Origin of the sequence: Mycobacteroides salmoniphilum (assembly GCF_004924335.1) — a bacterium.
Lineage (GTDB): Bacteria > Actinomycetota > Actinomycetes > Mycobacteriales > Mycobacteriaceae > Mycobacterium > Mycobacterium salmoniphilum.
On record NZ_CP024633.1, the window covers coordinates 629,302 to 647,254 of the forward strand.

At 64.4% G+C, this 17,953-nt stretch carries 17 protein-coding genes; 10 read left to right on the forward strand and 7 right to left on the reverse strand.

The window, feature by feature from the left end; all coding sequences use genetic code 11:
- Positions 1-89 precede the first annotated feature (89 nt).
- The 4 genes from DSM43276_RS03160 to DSM43276_RS03175 are packed head-to-tail and all read left to right on the forward strand — an operon-like array spanning position 90 to position 5,234.
- The gene (locus DSM43276_RS03160) at positions 90-1,616 is read left to right on the forward strand and encodes an ABC transporter substrate-binding protein (RefSeq protein WP_078331381.1); all 1,527 of its coding nucleotides are present in this window, start codon (positions 90-92) and stop codon (positions 1,614-1,616) included.
- Complete coding sequence (locus DSM43276_RS03165) at positions 1,613-2,638, forward strand: ABC transporter permease (protein WP_078331354.1); 1,026 nt, start codon at positions 1,613-1,615, stop codon at positions 2,636-2,638. The genes DSM43276_RS03160 and DSM43276_RS03165 overlap by 4 nt, the downstream gene beginning before the upstream one ends.
- Positions 2,638-3,579, forward strand: coding sequence for an ABC transporter permease (locus DSM43276_RS03170; protein ID WP_078331355.1), 942 nt, complete (start codon positions 2,638-2,640; stop codon positions 3,577-3,579). The genes DSM43276_RS03165 and DSM43276_RS03170 overlap by 1 nt, the downstream gene beginning before the upstream one ends.
- Positions 3,576-5,234 (forward strand): ABC transporter ATP-binding protein, encoded by a 1,659-nt coding sequence (locus DSM43276_RS03175; protein WP_078331356.1) that lies wholly within the window; start codon positions 3,576-3,578, stop codon positions 5,232-5,234. The genes DSM43276_RS03170 and DSM43276_RS03175 overlap by 4 nt, the downstream gene beginning before the upstream one ends.
- On the opposite strand, the gene DSM43276_RS03180 is transcribed toward DSM43276_RS03175, so the two are convergent.
- The 3 genes from DSM43276_RS03180 to DSM43276_RS03190 form a co-directional block, all read right to left on the reverse strand.
- Entirely contained in the window at positions 5,231-7,234 is a 2,004-nt protein-coding gene (locus DSM43276_RS03180) for an esterase/lipase family protein (RefSeq protein ID WP_078331357.1), read from the reverse strand. The genes DSM43276_RS03175 and DSM43276_RS03180 overlap by 4 nt on opposite strands.
- A gap of 118 nt (positions 7,235-7,352) precedes the next feature.
- Positions 7,353-8,777, reverse strand: coding sequence for an amidase (locus tag DSM43276_RS03185; protein ID WP_078331358.1), 1,425 nt, complete (start codon positions 8,775-8,777; stop codon positions 7,353-7,355).
- Positions 8,774-9,334, reverse strand: a complete 561-nt coding sequence (locus DSM43276_RS03190) for a TetR/AcrR family transcriptional regulator (protein ID WP_078331382.1) — start codon at positions 9,332-9,334, stop codon at positions 8,774-8,776. The genes DSM43276_RS03185 and DSM43276_RS03190 overlap by 4 nt, the downstream gene beginning before the upstream one ends.
- A 154-nt stretch (positions 9,335-9,488) precedes the next feature.
- Between DSM43276_RS03190 and DSM43276_RS03195 the strand changes: the two genes are divergently transcribed.
- The 3 genes from DSM43276_RS03195 to purM are packed head-to-tail and all read left to right on the forward strand — an operon-like array spanning position 9,489 to position 12,707.
- A complete protein-coding gene (locus tag DSM43276_RS03195; RefSeq protein WP_078331359.1) occupies positions 9,489-10,496 on the forward strand; it encodes a 3-ketosteroid-9-alpha-monooxygenase, oxygenase component in 1,008 nt (335 codons plus the stop codon).
- A gap of 8 nt (positions 10,497-10,504) precedes the next feature.
- Positions 10,505-11,578, forward strand: coding sequence for an NAD(P)H-dependent amine dehydrogenase family protein (locus DSM43276_RS03200; RefSeq protein WP_078331360.1), 1,074 nt, complete (start codon positions 10,505-10,507; stop codon positions 11,576-11,578).
- 49 nt (positions 11,579-11,627) lie between these two features.
- On the forward strand, positions 11,628-12,707 hold the full coding sequence (purM, locus tag DSM43276_RS03205) for a phosphoribosylformylglycinamidine cyclo-ligase (RefSeq protein WP_078331361.1): 1,080 nt from the start codon (positions 11,628-11,630) through the stop codon (positions 12,705-12,707).
- Positions 12,708-12,732: 25 nt separating this feature from the next.
- Here purM and DSM43276_RS03210 read toward each other — a convergent pair whose 3' ends face one another.
- On the reverse strand, positions 12,733-12,912 hold the full coding sequence (locus tag DSM43276_RS03210; RefSeq protein WP_078291719.1) for a DUF3073 domain-containing protein: 180 nt from the start codon (positions 12,910-12,912) through the stop codon (positions 12,733-12,735).
- A 115-nt stretch (positions 12,913-13,027) separates the two neighbouring features.
- Positions 13,028-14,122, reverse strand: coding sequence for a CAF17-like 4Fe-4S cluster assembly/insertion protein YgfZ (gene ygfZ / locus DSM43276_RS03215; RefSeq protein WP_078331362.1), 1,095 nt, complete (start codon positions 14,120-14,122; stop codon positions 13,028-13,030).
- A gap of 70 nt (positions 14,123-14,192) precedes the next feature.
- Between ygfZ and DSM43276_RS03220 the strand changes: the two genes are divergently transcribed.
- Positions 14,193-15,047 carry an aminodeoxychorismate lyase gene (locus DSM43276_RS03220; protein WP_078331363.1) on the forward strand — a complete coding sequence of 285 codons (855 nt, stop codon included), beginning with the start codon at positions 14,193-14,195 and terminating at the stop codon, positions 15,045-15,047.
- A 288-nt stretch (positions 15,048-15,335) separates the two neighbouring features.
- Here the strand turns inward: DSM43276_RS03220 and DSM43276_RS03225 are convergent, their stop codons facing one another.
- Complete coding sequence (locus DSM43276_RS03225) at positions 15,336-15,953, reverse strand: heme-binding beta-barrel domain-containing protein (RefSeq protein WP_078331364.1); 618 nt, start codon at positions 15,951-15,953, stop codon at positions 15,336-15,338.
- 347 nt (positions 15,954-16,300) lie between these two features.
- Here DSM43276_RS03225 and DSM43276_RS03235 point away from each other — a divergent pair, with 347 nt between their 5' ends.
- Both DSM43276_RS03235 and DSM43276_RS03240 read left to right on the forward strand, forming a co-directional pair.
- Complete coding sequence (locus DSM43276_RS03235; protein WP_078331383.1) at positions 16,301-16,687, forward strand: hypothetical protein; 387 nt, start codon at positions 16,301-16,303, stop codon at positions 16,685-16,687.
- A gap of 134 nt (positions 16,688-16,821) precedes the next feature.
- Positions 16,822-17,187, forward strand: coding sequence for a hypothetical protein (locus DSM43276_RS03240; protein WP_412458698.1), 366 nt, complete (start codon positions 16,822-16,824; stop codon positions 17,185-17,187).
- Between the two features lie 28 nt (positions 17,188-17,215).
- Here DSM43276_RS03240 and DSM43276_RS03245 read toward each other — a convergent pair whose 3' ends face one another.
- Complete coding sequence (locus DSM43276_RS03245; protein WP_078331365.1) at positions 17,216-17,869, reverse strand: response regulator; 654 nt, start codon at positions 17,867-17,869, stop codon at positions 17,216-17,218.
- Positions 17,870-17,953 lie beyond the last annotated feature (84 nt).

The following is a 17,953-nucleotide window of genomic DNA, read 5'->3' on the forward strand; positions in this document are numbered from 1 at the left end:
CCCCAGCAGGGTGGGGCAAGTATTGCCATACTCGTCGGATGCGCAAACTGGCGGTGGCCGCATCCGTGCTGCTTGTTGCTGGATGTGGAGTGGGCCGGCCACCAGGAGCCGTCGATGGCGAGTACCTCACGGTCGGCACCACGGACCGTGTTTCCACGCTCGATCCCGCGGGCGCCTATGACAATGGCTCCTTTCAGGTCGAGAACCAGGTCTACCCGTTCTTGATGAACTTCACTCCGGGGACCGGCGACCTCAAGCCCGATTTGGCGGCGTCGTGCGGATTCAAGAACCCCACGCTCTATAGCTGCACGCTCAAGCCCAACACGGTATTCGCCAACGGGCACAAACTGACCTCATCGGACGTGAAGTACTCATATGACCGCGAGCGCGTGATCAATGATCCCAACGGGCCGCAGTCGTTGCTTGCCAATCTCGATCGCATCGAGACGTCCGACGACCTGACTGTCGACTTCCTGCTCAAGCTCCCCAACGACCAGACCTTTCCTCAGGTGCTGGCCACTAATGCGGGGCCCATTATCGACGAAGAAGTATTTCCGCCCGACCGGCTGCTCGATGACGATGCCATCGCGCATGCCGAACCTTTTGCGGGTCCATACACCATCACTTCGCACAGCAAGAATCAGCTGATCGGCCTGCGGGCCAATCCCACATACGTTGGCGGCCTGGGAAAGCCGCAATGGGAGCTGGTCGGTATCAAGTACTACTCCGGTGGCGAGAACCTCAAGATCGACATCGAGAACCGTGCCATCGACATCGCGTACCGGAGTCTGTCTCCCAATGACATCGAAACGCTGCGGGTCAATCCGCGCCTTGCCGTGCACGAGGGGCCCGGCGGCGAGCTCAGGTACATCGTCTTCAATCTCAAGACCATGCCGGGCGGCACGGATGTGCAGAAGCTAGCCATCCGCAAGGCCGTCTCCGCGTTGGTAGACCGTGAAGCGTTGTCCCGCAACGTATACAAGGGCGTCTACACCCCGGTCTATTCAGTGGTGCCCGACTCGATGTCGGGTGCCCTGGAATCTTTCAAGACGCTCTACGGAGCCAAACCCAATGTGGAACTGGCGCGAAAGTTTTTGTCCGATGCCAAGATTGCGGTTCCGGTGCTGATAAACCTGCAGTACAACCCGGATCACTATGGGAGCAATTCATCGGAGGAGTACGCGGCGGTCAAGGGACAACTCGAATCATCCGGCCTATTCCGAGTGGATTTGCAGTCCACCGAGTGGGTCGCCTACCAGGAGCGGCGGTCGACGGACTCGTACCCCGTGTACCAGTTCGGTTGGTTCCCCGATTTCCCCGATCCCGACAACTATCTGACGCCATTCTTCATGCCGGACAACATGTTGGTGAACCACTTCGAAGATGACACCATCACCCGGCTCATCACCGCCGAGGTCACCGAACCGGACCGAGCCAAGCGCCTGGGCATCATCGGGCAGATCCAGGATCTGATGGCGCGCGACTATATTTCGACGCTGCCGCTGCTCACCGGGAAACAGATCGCGGTATCGGTGAAAAATGTCGAGGGGATCAAGCTCGGTCCCTCGTTCAAGTTCCAGTTCACTCCGCTGAAGAAGACGAGTAAAGCCGCATGAGCTCCACGCTGCTGCGCTATCTCGGAGTGCGTTTGGCGCTGATCATTCCCACAGCCTGGATCCTGATGACGCTGGTATTCGTGCTCATGCGCGGCATCGGCGACCCGATCACCGCGCAGGCCGGCGGGCGGCTCACACCCGCCGAGATCGCCAAACGCAAGGCCGAGGCGGGGTTTGACCGACCGATCTGGACTCAATACTGGGAGTACCTCACCGGCGTGCTGCGCGGAGACTTCGGGCGCACGTTGACCGACAAGCGCTCGATCACCGACATCATCGTGGTCAACGGCGCGGCCACCCTGGAGCTTGCCGTTGGTGCCATCCTGCTGGCACTGCTGGTGGGGATTCCCCTGGGGCGCCTGGCAGCAACTCGCCGCGACAAGATCACCGACGTGGCGTTGCGGCTGGCGGCGGTGTTCTTCTACGCAGCCCCGGTGTTCTTCGTCGCGATCCTGCTCAAGCTCTTCTTCTCGGTGAAACTGGGGTGGTTGCCGGCCTCGGGGCGCAGCACCGTGGGGACTGAGATCGCGCTGGACGCCATGCCGCACCGCACGCACCTCTTGCTGGTGGACACCGTGTTGTACGGCAACAGTGGATATTTCGTGGATGCACTCAAACATTTGGTGCTACCGGTGCTGGCGCTCGGATTGTTGACCGCCGGGGTGTTCCTGCGGTTGGTGCGCGTCAACCTCTTGCAGACGCTGCGTGCGGGGTATGTGGACGCCGCCCGCGCCCGCGGGCTTTCGGAGCGAGTGGTCGTGGGACGGCACGCCTTCCGGAACTCGTTGGTGCCGGTGGTCACGGTGATGGGTATGCAGATCGCCATGCTGCTGGCCGGCGCCGTGCTCACCGAGACGGCCTTTGAGTGGAATGGGTTGGGTTCACAGCTGGCGCATTATCTTTCGGCGCGTGACTTCGTCGCGGTGCAGGGCATTGTCACCGTGATCGCGATCATTGTCGCGGTGATGAGCTTCGTCATCGACGTGGTGGTCGCTTTTATCGACCCGAGGGTGAGGTTCTGATGACGGCATCGGTTAAGGAACCGGTCGGGGACCGGCTGCGCAGGCTGCCGGGTGTGGGTCTGTTGCGTTCCACGCATGGCCTGCAGCGGGTCACGCTGGTGGCCGGTCTGGTTCTGGTCTTGGGATTTATTCTCGTCGCGATACTGGCGCCCGTGTTGGCGCCGTACGGATTCGCGCAGACCAGTGGCGACAGCGTTGATTTCGTGCGACAGCAGGCCCCGTCCTGGCAGCACTGGTTCGGTACCTCGGTGCGGGGTGAAGACGTGCTCTCGCGCGTACTGTTCGGTGCCCGCACCGCGCTGCTGGTCATCGTGGCCTCGCTGGTGGTCTCCCTGCCGGTGGGTGTGGCGCTGGGCCTGACCTCCGGATACCTGGGCGGCTGGCTGGACCGTGCGCTGGTGCTCGTGACGGACGCGCTGTACGCCATGCCCTCGCTCCTGCTGGCCATCGTGGTGTCGATCGCGGTCACCGGAGGGCAATCCAGCACCGGCGGAGGCATTCTCGCTGCGGCCATCGCCATCATGGCGGTGTTCGTGCCGCAATACTTTCGGGTGGTACGCAATGCCACCGTCGGCATCAAACAGGAGCCGTTCGTGGACGCCGCACGGGTCACCGGGGCCAGCACCCCACGAATCCTGTTCCGGCACATCCTGTCCAATGTCACCTCGTCGCTGCCGGTGATCATCACCCTCAACGGTGCCGAGGCCATTCTCACGCTGGCCGGCCTGGGATTCCTCGGCTTCGGCATCGAACCCACCCAGGCCGCCGAATGGGGGTATGACCTCAACAAGGCGCTTTCGGACGTGGCGAACGGCATCTGGTGGACGGGGGTCTTTCCCGGTACCGCCATCGTGTTGGTGGTGCTCGGGATGACCCTGGTGGGCGAGAGCCTCAACGAGGTCATCAATCCTCTGCTGCGGACGAGGCGGGGGGACGCATGAGCGAGAAGGAAGCATTGGCTGCGCTGTCGTTCCAGTCGCTGTCGGTGACATTCAGCACCGACAGCGGTCCGGTGGCCGCTGTCGAAGATGTGTCGTTTGACGTCAAACCGGGAGAGGTGCTGGCTGTCGTCGGCGAGTCGGGTTCAGGCAAGTCGGTGTCCTCGCGCACCGCCATCCGGCTGCTCCCGGACACCGCGCGCATCACCGGTTCGGTTCTGCTCGACGGCCGCGACGTCACCACCCTGTCGGGCCGGGAGCTGACGGCCATGCGCGGCAAGGACATCGCGATGGTGTTCCAGGAGCCCGGGGCGGCACTGGATCCACTGTTCACCATCGGATACCAGGTGAGTGAGGCCGTTCGCGCACATTCGGATATGGGCCGCGCTCAGGCCCGCGCGCGCGTCATAGAACTACTCACACTCGTGCAGCTGCCCGATCCTGAGCGCCGCTACGACTGCTATCCCCATCAGCTCTCGGGTGGCCAGAAACAACGTGTGGTCATCGCGATCGCCATCGCGTGCGACCCCACGGTCATCATCGCCGACGAGCCGACCACCGCCCTGGACGTGACGGTGCAGGCCGAGATCCTGGAGCTGCTGCGGGATCTACGCGACAGGATCGGCAGCGCCATCGTGCTCATCACCCACAACATGGGGGTGGTGGCCGATATCGCAGACCGAGTGGTTGTCATGAAGCAGGGCAAGGTTGTCGAAATAGCCCCGGTGGAACAGCTATTCGCTGAGCCTGCCGAGCCGTACACCCGCGCATTGCTGGCGGCGGTCCCGCACTTGGGCCAGGGAGATCCCGAGCATGCGCCCGCGCGGAGTCCGGAATCGGCCGAGCCCGTGCTCGAGGTGACCAACCTTGTCGTGGAATTCCCTGGCCTACTGGGCCGCTCGTCCTTCCGCGCGGTGGACGATGTGAGCTTCAGTATCGGACGGGGGAAGACCCTGGGGCTGGTGGGGGAGTCGGGATCCGGGAAGTCGACCATCGGCCGATGCGTGGCCGCGCTGCAGCAGCCCGCCTCGGGGTCGGTACGGATGCTCGGGCAGGAGCTTGTCGGCATGAGCCAGCGCAAGCTGCGCCCGTTGCGCGCCAAGTTCGGTTTCGTGTTTCAGGACCCGGCGACCTCGCTCAATCCGAAAATGCGCGTGGGCGACTGCATCGCCGAACCCATGCGGGTGCATCGATACGGCGATCAGCGCAAGATTCTGGGTCGCGTTGCCGAGCTGATCGATGCCGTGCAACTTCCGGCCGGCACCGAAAACCGCTATCCACATGAGCTTTCGGGAGGCCAACGGCAGCGCGCCAACCTGGCCCGAGCGCTCGCGTTGGGGCCTGACCTACTGGTCGCGGACGAGCCCACCAGCGCTCTTGACGTGTCTGTGCAGGCGGCGGTGCTGGACCTGTTCGAGGAACTGCAGCGTCAGTGGCAGTTCGCCTGCCTCTTCATCAGTCATGATCTCGCGGTGGTGGACCGGCTGGCCGACGAGGTCGCGGTGCTACGTCATGGAGTTCTGGAGGAGCTGGGGCCGCGCGGACAGATTTTGCACAATCCGTCGACCGAGTACACCCGAGCGTTGGTGGCTGCCGTGCCCGTGCCGGATCCCGTAGAACAACGGGAGCGGCAGCGCAATCGCCAGCACAGCCTTTAGGAGTCACCTGCGGAGTGCTCGTGGGACGGCCCGGTGGTGGACTTCTTGTGGTCACTGGCACCCGAGCTTGAGCTGGCATCCGAATGTCCGGGCTTGCTGTCACTTGCCCCGGACACCGATCGCGAGCCTGTCGAGCCGGAGGTGCTCGCACCGTCCTTGGGCGCGGAAGAGTGTTGTCCACCAACGCTGCTCGACGAGCCAGGGCGTTCGGGGGAACCGTTGGGGGTGCGGGCGCCGGCCCCGGCGCTGGCGGGCGCCGTGCCGTTCTTCTCTGCCGCCGTCTTCGTCGACTCCGAATCGGTTGTCGGGCCGCCCGGATGGTCGGCGGGTCTGCCGCCCGCAGTTGTCCCGTCATGGCCGGCTATCCCATTGCCGCCGATACCGATTTTCGGCGTGATACCCACGGTCTTGTGTGCGGAGGGCTTCTTGTCGGCATCCGGCTTACCCGGTGACTGGCCGGCTTTCGTGTCACCACCCGCCGGGGAGGATTTGTCGGTGGTGTCCCGGCCGGCTTTGGCGGGGTGATCAGGCTGCGGGGAACTCTTGGTGCTGGATGACTGTTCGGCCGGGCTATTGGTAACCGTCACACCGTGCGTTTCGCTGACGGAGACCGATTGGCCATTGCGCTTCAGTGTGACGTCGCGCCCCGCCACCTCAAGGGTCGCTCCCGACGGTGTGGTACTGGTAGCGGCCTTGCCGGTGGATTCGCGAGATTGCTTGGCGGTGTTCTGTTGTGCATCGGATCGGTTGTCGACGGTCGCGATGACCTTGCCGCCCTCGGACACGGTGGTCGTGTCGCCGTCCCTGGTAAGTGTGGTGCCGGGATTGGCCTTGACCTGGTCGGTGGAGCGCTGTGCAGACTGGGTGGACTTGAGGTAATTGGTCACCGCCGAGATGACGTCTCCGGTGTTCAGGCCGTGGTCTACCACCCCGTCACGCGGCACGCCGGGCAGTGCATGCGCTTCGATATTGACCGCAGTGGAACCCGGTGCCGCGGTGATGAATTGAGATTTATATGGCGTGGCTACCACATCGTCCTTGGTGCTCACTACCAGATAGTCGACGCCGGGTTTGGTGTCCGGCAGTTTGTTGAGCTTCTCGAGGAAGCGGCTGCCCACGGTTTGTTGCGACAGGGATGGCCAGGCCAGCGTGCCAGCGGCCCCGTAGATCGCGTCCTTGACGGGCTTCCAGCCGTTGATGTCGACGGAGTTGCCCACCGGGCCGACGAAGTCCGCCAGGCCATTGAAGGTGGTGCCGTGGGTCGACGGGGCAAGCTGAACGACATTGGCCACGCTGTCAGATGTGTCCTGCGCCACGAAGTTCTTGATCAGGAGGCCGCCTTGGGAATGGCCCACGAGGTCGACCTTGCCCGCCCCGGTTCGGTCCAAGACCGTCGCGACTTCGTTGGCGAGCTGCTGGGTGGACACCTCGACATCACCGAAGCCACGCAGTCCGACCTTCCGTCCGATCGACCCGACGAGTCCCTGAAATCCAGTCTGGCCGTACTCGAAGGTGAATGCCTTCATCCCGGCATCGTGCAGGCTCGTCTTCATTGCATCCCAGTACTTCTCATTCTCGGCGGTCCCGTGTACCAGCACGATCGGGATGCTTCCGGTCGTGGGCTTGTCGGCCTCGGACGCGGAAGTCACGGATTCGGACGTGATCACCGCATCGAGGCCCTGGCCATTCACGCCCGGGTTCAGCGACACGGTGGCCCGTCTGGTGATCGTCAAGGTAGGTGACGAATCGGAGACGCCATGCTCCGCTCCGAGTGATGTCGAGCTGGAGGTCAGAGAAATGAACCCCGACTCCACCGTCACTGTCATCGGCGCGGACGACGGATTGACCGTAGTCGTGTGCGGGGCAGCGGGCGCCCCGTCCGTGACAACCAACGATGCGACGAGGGACGCGGCCAGCAGGACGCGCAGCCTGTCTGTGCGTGGGTGCTGTGAACGGGGATTCCGGAAGATACCGCTCGCTTGATGCGATGCCGTCGGCATGAACCAAACGGTAGGTGTTCAGCCGGTTGATCGCATGTCGAGCGTCCCAATTCTGTTGCAACACTGACAATTTGTGACTGGCGTCACGGTGGAGGGTTGGATGTTGCCGTGCGGGCGGCTAGCCCAGAATCGAGAAGGGCCGCGCTTCCTCGACTTCCAGCGCCAGCTCAAGCAACGTCCGCTCGCTGCCGCGGCGACCGCTGAACATCACCCCGATGGGCAGACCGTCCGGATCTTGCCCGAGCGGAAGCGATATCGCCGGAGCGCCGGACGCGTTGTGCATCGGGGTGAATCCCACGTATGAGCTGAGCTTGTCCAGCAGTACCTCGGGATCCTGGTCTGGGGTGAGGTACCCGATTCGCGGGGTGGTGTGCGTGAGCACCGGCGTGAGCACGGCGTCGATACCGGTGTCGAATCCGCGTTCGTACACCCGGGCGGATGCGGCCAGCCGGGCCAGGAACAGCGGCGTGCGATAGGACCGCCGGACAAACCTGCGGCTGAGTCCGAGCGTCAGCGGGTCTAGCCGGGAGGCGTCGAATCCGTCGAACAGCCTGGAACCGCCCTTGGCGACGGCGAACGCCAAGAAGGACCAGTAGTCCTCGAAGTCGGTTTTGAACGAGGGCAGCACCGCAGGTGTGTACGGCTCGACGCTGTGGCCAAGGGACTCAAGCATTTCCGCGGCGGAGTTCACCGTCTGCCGGGTCGCGGTATCCGTGGCCGGAGTGAAGGGGGAATCCATGCACAGACCGATGCGCAGCCGGCGCTGCACCGGGCGGTCCACGCGGCCGATCGGGGTCAGCTTCGGATTGCGGTAATGCAATTCGGCCGCTTCGAAGAACCTCGCGCAGTCCCGGACGCTGCGTACCAGCACCCCGTCGGCGACGATCTTCACGGGCGCCGAGCTGCTTGACGGATCACCCAAAAGTCTTCCGCGACTTGGCTTGAGGCCAACCAGTCCGCAGACCGCAGCCGGAATCCGGATGGAGCCGCCGCCGTCGTTACCGTGTGCGATGGGCACCACGCCGGCGGCCACCAGGGCCGCCGAGCCACCTGAGGAGCCACCGGCCGAGAAGTCCGTGTGCCATGGATTACGGGTGACCGAGCCTCCCGAACGTTCCGTGCTGGCCGACCAGCCGTATTCCGGCATGGTCGTCGACGCGATGGGCACGACCCCGGTGCTGAGGAACTGCTGCGTGAACGGCCCATCCACAGTCTGCAGTGTCGGTGCGATCGCCGCCGAGCCTTCTGTCAGTGGCATGCCCGCCACGTGGATATTGCATTTTGTGGCGGTGGGTACGCCCCGAAAGGCAATGAACGTCTCGGAGGCGCCCTCCGCGGCTTCTGCCCGCTCTCGAGCCCGCGGAAAGTCCTTGAACTCCACCGCATTGAGCGCCGGATTGACCCGCTCCAGACGGACGATGGCGGCCTCGGCGCATTCGCCCGCGGTGACCTCGCCGGAGGCGATACGCTCGGCGACCCCGGTGGCATCCAGGTCGCCAAGAGCGTCCTCGGTGAATGCCGAAACGACGTGCGTGCCCGTCATGCGTGACCTCCTAGGTAGGCGACGATCGCGTTGGTCAGCCCTCGACGGGCCTCTTCCAGATCCGAATAGGTTCCCAGCTGCTTTTCCGACACAAGCCCGCGCATGGCACCGGGAATGAAGGCCGCCACCTCGCGCACTCGGACCGGATCCACATCCAGGCCGTCGAACGCCTGCTGGCACGCTCGCGCCCAACGATGCTTCCATGACGCCAGCTCGGCGGCGGTGTGGGGGTAGAGCCGTTCCAGCTCGGCGGATTCATGGGGCAGTGCGCGGCGCAGGTTCTCAATGGCCCGCGAGTCCGGTGAGGTCAAACCCCGGTAGAGAGTTTCCACGATCGCGCTGACCCGGCGATCCAACGGGCCCTCTGGATCGGATCGCCAGGGCTGATCGCCGCGGCGCTCGGCGGTGCGCTGCAGTACCGCGGCCCACAGCCCGTCGATATCACCGAACTGGTACTTGACCGCTCCCCAGGTGGCGCCGCATTCCTTGGCGATTCTGTTCGCCGACACCGCGGCCGGATCGCCCGAGGCAAGCACGCGTAGCGCCGCGTCGAGCATGCTCTCGCGGGTCGCCAGGCCGCGACGATTGGCTCGTCGTCCGGTGGCCACCGCTTCGCTCATTTCAGTGATGCTAGCGGTCGGGGAATTTTTCACAGAAGCATCTGTGATAAGTGGATGAATTGGATTACTGTCACCGCGTAAGGAGGTTCCGATGCCGAAGCCGCCGTTGTCGATGAAGCCCACGGGGTGGTTCCAGGTCGCCTGGTCCGCGGAGATCGCAGTGGGCACGGTGCACCGGATGACCTATTTCGGGCGTGAGATGGTGGCCTGGCGCGCGCAGTCGGGTGAACTCGCCGTCATGGATGCCTACTGCGAGCATCTCGGTGCGCACCTCGGGCACGGCGGCCACGTTGAGGGCGATCGCATTGTCTGTCCCTTTCATGGCTGGGAATGGAACCGCGACGGCAAAAACGTGTGCATCCCCTACGAGAAGCGGCCAAATCCATTGCGGCGTATTCAAAGTTATCCGGTAGTGGAACGCAATGAGGCGGTGTACATCTGGCATGACATCGACGGCCGCGAGCCATACTTCGACGTCCCGGACGTCTTTACCGGATTCGCCGACGGCAGCAGCGCCCAGGACTACTACCCGGGATATCCGTACAGCACCCTGTATCGGGAACGGTTGCAACTGCATCCGCAGTACGTGCTCGAAAATGGGGTCGATTTCGCGCATTTCAAGTATGTGCACAAGACCCCGTTCATCCCGAAGTTCACCCGGCAGGAGTTCGAGGAGCCCATCTCCTATGTCGACTTCACCATTGCCTTCGACGAGATACCGGGCATCTCGGCCGAGGGCATGAAGAGCGGAGTGCAGGCCATCAATGGCGGCTTGGGGGTCGCCGTCACCAAGAGCTGGGGGATGATCGACAACCGCACCGTGTCCGCGGTGACTCCGGTCGATGACCAGACCTGCGATGTCAGATTCACCGTCTTCATCGGAAGACCTCCGGGGGCCGGCCCGGGCGGGCCCGAGGAGCCATCCCAGACTGCAAAGGCCTTCGCGCAGGCCATCATCGACCAGTTCCTCGCCGACATCCACATCTGGTCGCATCAGCGGTACTCGGACCCGCCCGCGCTGGTGCGGGCCGAATACGAAGGCTTCATCGCCCTACGAAAATGGGCGACCCAGTTCTATCCGGAGGAAGTCCGAGCATGATCCGAGCAATGAGCGGAATTAGGGTTTTTCAGGTGGCGACCGGAAATGTCGGCACCGAGATGATCAAGCGCATCGCCCAGCATCCCGATCTGGAGCTGGCCGGATTGCATTGCTACTCACGAGAGAAGATCGGTCGGGACGCCGGCGAGCTCGTGGGGCTGGAACCCAACGGAGTCATCGCCACCGGCACCGTCGAAGAGATCATCGCCGCCAAACCCGATGTGCTGACCTTCCACGGTGTGTTCCCCGACGAGGATCTCTATGTGAAGGTGCTCGAGGCGGGCATCGACATCGTGACCACCGCCGACTGGATCACGGGGCACCATCGCGACCAGAATCACCCTCATCCCTCGGGTCGATCCACCACCGAGGTCTTGCAGGAGGCGTGTGAGCGGGGTGGATCCACCTTCTACGGCACCGGGATGAATCCGGGTCTGACGCAGATCCTGGGCGTCATCCACTCCTGCGACGTCGCCGAGATCGAGAACGTGACCGTCATCGAATCGGTGGACGTGTCCTGCCATCATTCGGTGGACTCCTGGGACATGGTCGGATACGGGCGCCCCATAGCGGACCCGGAGATCCCGGCCCTCCTGGAGAAGGGCACCCGTGTCTTCGCCGATGGGGTGTATCTGATGGCCGACTGTTTCGGTCTCGAACTCGACGACGTCACGTTCTCCTATGAGCTGGGGGCCTGCACCGAGGACGTCGACCTCGGTTGGTACCGGCTGCCCAAGGGCTCCCTGGGTGCCAACTATCTGAAGTACCAAGGGATCGTCGACGGGGTACCCAAGGTGGAGGTGCATGTCGAATGGCAGATGACCCCGAAGACTGAGCCGCACTGGAACGTCAAGGGCTGCTACATCACGAAGATCCAGGGCGATCCCTGCGTGTACAGCAAGCACATGGTCATTCCCAAGCCCGGCACCGACTTCTCCGACCCCGCCGCCTTCGCGTCCGTCGGGATGACCGTCACGGGTCTGCCCGCGCTCAACGCCATCCGGAGCGTCATCGATGCCCCGCCGGGCATCCTCACCTCGGCCGACCTGCCACTGCGCGGATTCGCGGGCCGGTTCAAGTAGGGCTGTGCGGACACCGCTGACAGCCGGGACGGGTAGCCTAAGGCCCGTTATGAGCGAGCGAGCCGACAAACCCAGTAATTCGTACGCCGCGGCCGGGGTGGATATCGAAGCCGGCGACCGGGCGGTCGAGCTGTTCAAGAAATCCGTCGCCAAGACGCATCGCCCCGAGGTGCTGGGCGGCATCGGCGGCTTCGCCGGGCTGTTCGCCCTCAAGGGCGGATACCGCGAGCCGGTGCTCGCGGCCTCCACCGATGGCGTGGGCACCAAGATCGCCGTCGCGCAGGCCATGGACAAACGCGACACCGTCGGCCTCGACCTGGTGGCCATGGTCGTCGACGACCTCGTCGTGTGCGGGGCCGAGCCGCTGTTCCTGCAGGACTACATCGCCGTCGGCAAGGTGGTGCCCGAGCGCGTCAGTGAGCTGGTCGCCGGCATCGCCGAGGGATGCGCCATTGCCGGCTGCGCGCTGCTCGGCGGCGAGACCGCCGAACATCCGGGCCTGATGGCTCCCGAGGACTTCGACCTGTCTGCCACCGGTGTCGGCATCGTGGAAGCAGACCGGGTGCTGGGACCGGACCGCGTGCGTCCGGGCGATGTCGTGATCGCGATGAGGTCCTCGGGGCTGCATTCCAACGGATACTCGCTGGCTCGGCATGTGCTGCTGGAAATCGACCGGATGGATCTGTTCGGACAGGTCGAGGAGTTTGGCCGCACTCTTGGCGAGGAGCTCCTGGAGCCCACCCGCATCTACGCCAAGGACTGCCTCGCGCTGGCTGCCGAGACCGAGGTGCGGACCTTCTGCCACGTCACCGGTGGAGGGCTCGCAGGCAACCTCGCCCGCGTGATCCCCGATGGATTGGTCGCCGAGCTGGACCGCAGTAGTTGGACCCCGGGCCCGATCTTCGCGATGATCGCCCAGCGCGGCCGCATCGAGCGTGCCGAGATGGAGAAGACCTTCAACATGGGCGTCGGCATGGTCGCCGTCGTCGCACCCGAAGACGTCGACAGGGCGCTCGCCGTCCTGACCGCACGGCACATCGACTGCTGGACCCTTGGCGCCATCAAGAAGTCAGGCAGGGATTCGGGCAGTGAGAATGCCGTGCTGGTGGGCCAGCACCCGAGATTCTAAGGAGAGGTGCTGCGCCTGGCCGCTGTCAGCGGCGCCAGGCGTCCTCGTCTTCGGTCCAGCGGTCGCTGGTGCGGTCGTCATCCGGCTGAGATGACGGAGCGCCGGAAAGTTCACGGCGGAGCTGCTCGAGATCCGTGTTAGGAGAGCTGTATTTCAGCTCGCGAGCAACCTTGGTCTGCTTTGCCTTTGCCCGGCCGCGGCCCATGGGGGAACCCCCTCGCGCAATAGCGGAGCGGCCCAATTTCAGGGCGGCTCCGGTGGAGTGTTTTTATCGATCCTGACGATAGTTTAGCGTGCCGATCCACCAACTGCTGCACGCCCTAACTACCCGGTTGACCCGGCCCTTGTCGTAGACGGTTGATCGCCTCGCGTCCGCGCTGCTCACCCTGCAGGTCGGGCAGTAGATCGAGGTCGATAGCGGCCGGTGACGGGCCTGCCGTGAGGGGCGTTTGATCGCCGTGTGAGAGGGCCTCGACGACCGTGCGCTTGAGCAGAGCCAGGGCTATGGGGCCGAGGTCCACATGGTCGACCACCGAGCCCACCCGGCCGACGGAACGCCCGCCCGCGGCCACCTCATCACCGGTGGACGGCCGATCGGCGGAGCCATCGAGATGTAGCAACACCAGCACCCGCGGTGGCTTGCCCAGATTGTGTACCCGAGCCACCGTCTCTTGCCCGCGGTAGCAGCCCTTTTCTAGGTGTACCGCCCGTGGATCGTCGTCGACCGCGATCCATGCCACCTCATGCGGGATGGTGCGCTCATCGGTATCCAGCGTCAGCCTCGGTTGTGCGGCCGCGATCCGGAGCGCCTCGAACGCCCACAGGCCGGCCAGACGTACACCCAGCCGGTCGGCGAGGTTGTCTCCCGGCGGAACCAGGAGGTCGAACGTCGCATCGGGGAGCGGCCACGGCATGCGCCTGATGAGGCCGCCGCCGGGTAGGGCGACCGCACGGTCGAGTTCGGGCAGAGCTGTGATCCCCAGCTTGCCGGCGAGGTCGGCGGTGTTCGGTCCTATCAGGCTGTAGACCTTCAGATCGGACGACGAGACCTCCACCTTCGCCCAGAACACCATCTTGGCGAGGAAGTCCTTGAGCGCCTGGCCCCGCCAGGGCTCGGTGTCCAGGTAGGTGATGCCATCCAGATCGGTTTGTACCCAGTGGTCTTCGACACGTCCTTGGCCGTCGAGGCTGAGGTTCTCCCGCGTTTGACCGTCCTGTAGATCGGTGACGTGCTGGCTGGAAATGGTGTGCAACCAACTCAGCCGCTCGGTGCCGGACAGGGCGATGACGGGGCGTGTCGACCGATCGATGAGTACGGCGGCAGTCAGGGCTGTGCGCTGCTCACCGAGGGGGTCGCCATAGTGCCACACAGCGCCGGCGTCGGGGCCGCCTTCGGGTACGTAGATAGCCGTCATCGGTGCCTAATGTTCTTCACGCAAGCGGCTCATCACATGTCCAACTGTACGACCGCTAATCTCATTGCCCATGGCGGTAGCGGTGCTGGTCACACTCGACGGTGCAGTGCATGACCCCTCGGTACCGCTGTTGTACGCCGACGAGCTTGCCGCGGTTCGCGGAGACGGCGCGTTCGAGACGCTGCTGGTGCGCGGCGGCCTGGTCTGCAAACTGGACGCGCATCTGGATCGGATGGCCGTATCCGCCGCATCGATGGATCTGGCCGAGCCGGACCGGCCTGCCTGGCGTGCGGCCGTTGAGGTCGCTGTGCGGCAATGGAACTCGATATCGACCGACGATGCGATGTTGCGGCTTGTCTACACCCGCGGTCGTGAAAGCGGAGGGGGCGCAACGGCGTATCTGACGATCGCGCCGGTTCCGGAACGATCGTTGGTGGCGCGCCGTGACGGTGTCTCGGTGATCACCTTGGATCGCGGACTGCCCGCGCGGCCCGCCGAGCCGCTGCCCTGGCTGCTATCGGGGGCCAAGACGCTGTCCTACGCGATCAACATGTCCGCCCTGCGATATGCCGAAACTCAAGGGGCTCACGACGTCATCTTCGTCAGTTCGGATGGGTTCGTGCTGGAGGGGCCGCGGTCGACGGTCATCGTGGATACCGGCGACGCACTCCTCACCCCGTTCCCCGAACATGGGATCCTGCACGGAACCACACAGCGGGCGCTCTTCGAGGTGGCAGTGGCCGAGGGTATTCCGTGCCGGTACGAGGCCGTGAGACCCGCTGATCTGGTTGCCGCCCAAGATGTTTGGATGTTGGCCAGTATTACTCTCGCGGCCCGGGTGCGCACGCTCGACGGTGTCAGCCGTCCCGCGGGGCCGCTGGCGGCGCGGTTGCCCGAGCTGGTCGATAGGGCCATCGCGCTCTAGTTCTGCTCGCCGCAGAATAAATCGGTTGTCGCGCACTCTGTTGCGTCGTACCGTCGTCGGTACACAAGGAAGGAGGTGGTCCGACACTTTGATTGCTTATTGGACATGTGAGGTGGCTGCTCGCTAGGTGCAGCCATGCGCTGCAGTGGGCAAATCCACCGCAGCCACCCGGCCCCCGAACCCTCGATGAGTCCGATCGAGCCGAATGGTTCGGGGGCCGCCCCCTTTCTGGGGACGGCCGGAAAGACGCGTCGAAGTGCCCGGCCACGAGCGACAGGCGGGGGAGGTCTAGCCCGCGAACCGTGACAGCCGCGCCGACAGATGCGGTGTCAGGCCGCCGTCGGCCGCCACCCGCTCCTCGACATAGGCCAGGTCGCCGCCCTCGACGATGCCGTACAGACGCTTGGCGCCGCCGATCAGTGCACCGGACTTGCTCCGGGCCAGCGCATCGGTGACCAACTCCCAGGATGAGGCGTTGCGGGGATGGCCGTAGAACAGCTCGACAAATCCCGCGGCATGCGCCAGCACCAGCTCGATGGCCTGCTCTTCGTCTGGATCGTCAGGATCGGGCGCGAACCGCCAGAACCCACTCTCGCGCAAGGTCAGGCGCTCGAACTGCCCGTCGGCATCCAGCCGCCACGACCGCGAATCCCACGTGAGGTAGTCGCTGCCGTCGTGCGCGACGATGATCTGCTGTCCGAAGCGGTAGTCGCCATCGGCATCCCGGCCCTCGCCCTCGCCGCGCCATACCCCGACCAGGGGCAGCAGCGCGAGCATCGCCTGGTTGAGATCAGCGCCCTCGCGCAGGTTCGCGGTATCGGCGGGGATGGGGAGGTCTTGAAAGGTGGGTAGGTTTCGGTCCACCGATGGCCGCTGCTCGGCGGCGGTCGGATCTGGTTCCGTCACGACTCGTCGGTGATCAGCCGGTACAGCGCGTACAGCGCGAACCAGGTGATGACAAGCACCGCGGCCACCAACATGATCTCGAAGAAGAGCACCACGGAATGGGAGCTTACCTGGGACAACGGTGTGACCCACAACTCGCCGGGTAACGTCGGATCCAGCTACCGCGATGGAGGGGTGTGACGATCTTGCCAAGGCGATTGTTATCTGCGTTTTTCGTACCCTTTGTGGTGTCTGTTGGGCTTGTTGCGACGCCCACAGCGAATGCGCAACCGCCCAAGTTTCCGGATGTTGACTCCTATCCGGCGGTCGACCTCGGCGAGTATCGGGTGATCGGTGCGCACCCGAGCATGTCGGGTTGGGTGTTCAGCACGCCCGGTGGCCTCAGATGCCAGAGCAACATGATCGCGGATCTGGGCGTCTCGTGTACCGGACAGGTCGTGGGTGCCGGCGAGGGCATGAACTCGGTGACGGTGTCCCTGACGAGGCCTGGGCTCATCGCACAGTACGAGCAGACACCCGACGATCACCCGTATCCGCTGTTGCCCACCGGATCCAAGATCGCGCCCGGCAATGGCGTGGTCTGTGCCGTTCTCGCCGAGGATGCGCTGGCCTGTCGCGCAAAGAAACCCGATTCCTGGGCCAAGGACGCCCCGGATCCGCCGGACCGGCATTACGGCGAGCACGGGTTCGTCGTGCAGCCCAGTTCGTCGGGCACCGGCAGCTGGTCCTACTAGCGAGCTTCCGATCTGTGGGGGTAAACCCCCATGAACTTTGGGTGTCCGTCTGGATGCCAGCGGTGGGCGCACACGGGACGATTGCCGAGTGGGGCGTCGTGGATAGGAAACCAACTGTGTGGCAATCGAAGTCAGTGTTCCGGGGAATCGGTGCGGGTCTTGTCGGCCTCGCGCTCGTGGTGGCGACACCGGGTCTTGCCTATGCGGCACCCGACAAGCCCACTCCGGTGCCTTCGCCCAACCATGACGGTGAGTGGCTCGATGGCGGCATGGCGCCCACCGAGGCGCAGCAGCCGCGCGACAGTGCCGGCGGCTGGGTTGACCACCCCGATGGCACCGGGCCGCAGTGCATGGATAGGGGCGTCATCTGTAGTACAGGAATCTGGTACCCGGACCAGGTTCAAAGTCAGCGCGGTCAACCCGAGTGGGTGCAGTTGCCCGACACCACCGGCCCCGAATGTGAGAATCCCGGCGTCGTCTGTGGGAACACGGCGTCATAGTCGCCGCGCACATCGAGCCCGGCCCGGGTCAGGTACCCGCCAGGAAGGTGATCACCGCCAGCACCCGGCGGTGGTATTCATCGGTTTCGGTGAGATTCAACTTCGTCATCACATTGTGGACGTGCTTTTCGACCGTGCTCTCCGTAATCCATAGCCTGCGGGCGATGCCGGCATTCGATAAACCCTCGGCCATCACCCCCAGCACCTCGCGTTCGCGCTGGCTCAGGGCATCAATCGGATGGTCGTTGCGGCGTGTCACGACCAGCTCCCTGACCAGTGCCGGGTCCAGTACCGCGGCCCCTGCGGCAATCCGGTTCAGCGCGTCGACGAACTCCGCGACATCGCCGATACGGCTCTTGAGGAGATAGCCCCGCCCGCCTCCCGTGGACACGAGCTCGATCGCGTACTCCACTTCCACGTGCGCGGAAAGGACCAGCACTCCCGTCGCGGGGAATTCCTTGTGGATTGTCCGGGCGGCCTCGAGTCCTTCTGTGGTGTGCGTCGGCGGCATCCGGATGTCCGTGACGACGAGGTCGGGCCGGTGGGCCCTGACCAAAACCATCAGGTCGGCAGCGTCGCCCGCCTGGCCCACAACCTCGAAATTCGAACGATCGAGAAGGCTGGCGATCCCTTCACGAAGGAGTACATCGTCGTCGGCGATTACCACGCGCAGGGCGGTCACAGCGCCAGAGTAGCTGCGCAGCCTGCGTCGCTATATTCGAAGAGGCGGGACGTACTGGGTCCCGGAGGTAAGGAAGTTTCCAGA

Bases quoted from the DNA above. Each gene is read 5' to 3' on its own strand.
- DSM43276_RS03200 (WP_078331360.1), top strand. From the start codon at position 10,505: ATGAGCGGAATTAGGGTTTTTCAGGTGGCGACCGGAAATGTCGGCACC.
- DSM43276_RS03165 (WP_078331354.1), top strand. From the start codon at position 1,613: ATGAGCTCCACGCTGCTGCGCTATCTCGGAGTGCGTTTGGCGCTGATC.
- DSM43276_RS03170 (WP_078331355.1), top strand. From the start codon at position 2,638: ATGACGGCATCGGTTAAGGAACCGGTCGGGGACCGGCTGCGCAGGCTG.
- ygfZ (WP_078331362.1), bottom strand. From the start codon at position 14,122: ATGACGGCTATCTACGTACCCGAAGGCGGCCCCGACGCCGGCGCTGTG.
- DSM43276_RS03195 (WP_078331359.1), top strand. From the start codon at position 9,489: ATGCCGAAGCCGCCGTTGTCGATGAAGCCCACGGGGTGGTTCCAGGTC.
- DSM43276_RS03180 (WP_078331357.1), bottom strand. From the start codon at position 7,234: ATGCCGACGGCATCGCATCAAGCGAGCGGTATCTTCCGGAATCCCCGT.
- DSM43276_RS03235 (WP_078331383.1), top strand. From the start codon at position 16,301: ATGTCGGGTTGGGTGTTCAGCACGCCCGGTGGCCTCAGATGCCAGAGC.
- DSM43276_RS03185 (WP_078331358.1), bottom strand. From the start codon at position 8,777: ATGACGGGCACGCACGTCGTTTCGGCATTCACCGAGGACGCTCTTGGC.
- purM (WP_078331361.1), top strand. From the start codon at position 11,628: ATGAGCGAGCGAGCCGACAAACCCAGTAATTCGTACGCCGCGGCCGGG.
- DSM43276_RS03175 (WP_078331356.1), top strand. From the start codon at position 3,576: ATGAGCGAGAAGGAAGCATTGGCTGCGCTGTCGTTCCAGTCGCTGTCG.
- DSM43276_RS03190 (WP_078331382.1), bottom strand. From the start codon at position 9,334: ATGCTCGACGCGGCGCTACGCGTGCTTGCCTCGGGCGATCCGGCCGCG.
- DSM43276_RS03220 (WP_078331363.1), top strand. From the start codon at position 14,193: ATGGCGGTAGCGGTGCTGGTCACACTCGACGGTGCAGTGCATGACCCC.
- DSM43276_RS03210 (WP_078291719.1), bottom strand. From the start codon at position 12,912: ATGGGCCGCGGCCGGGCAAAGGCAAAGCAGACCAAGGTTGCTCGCGAG.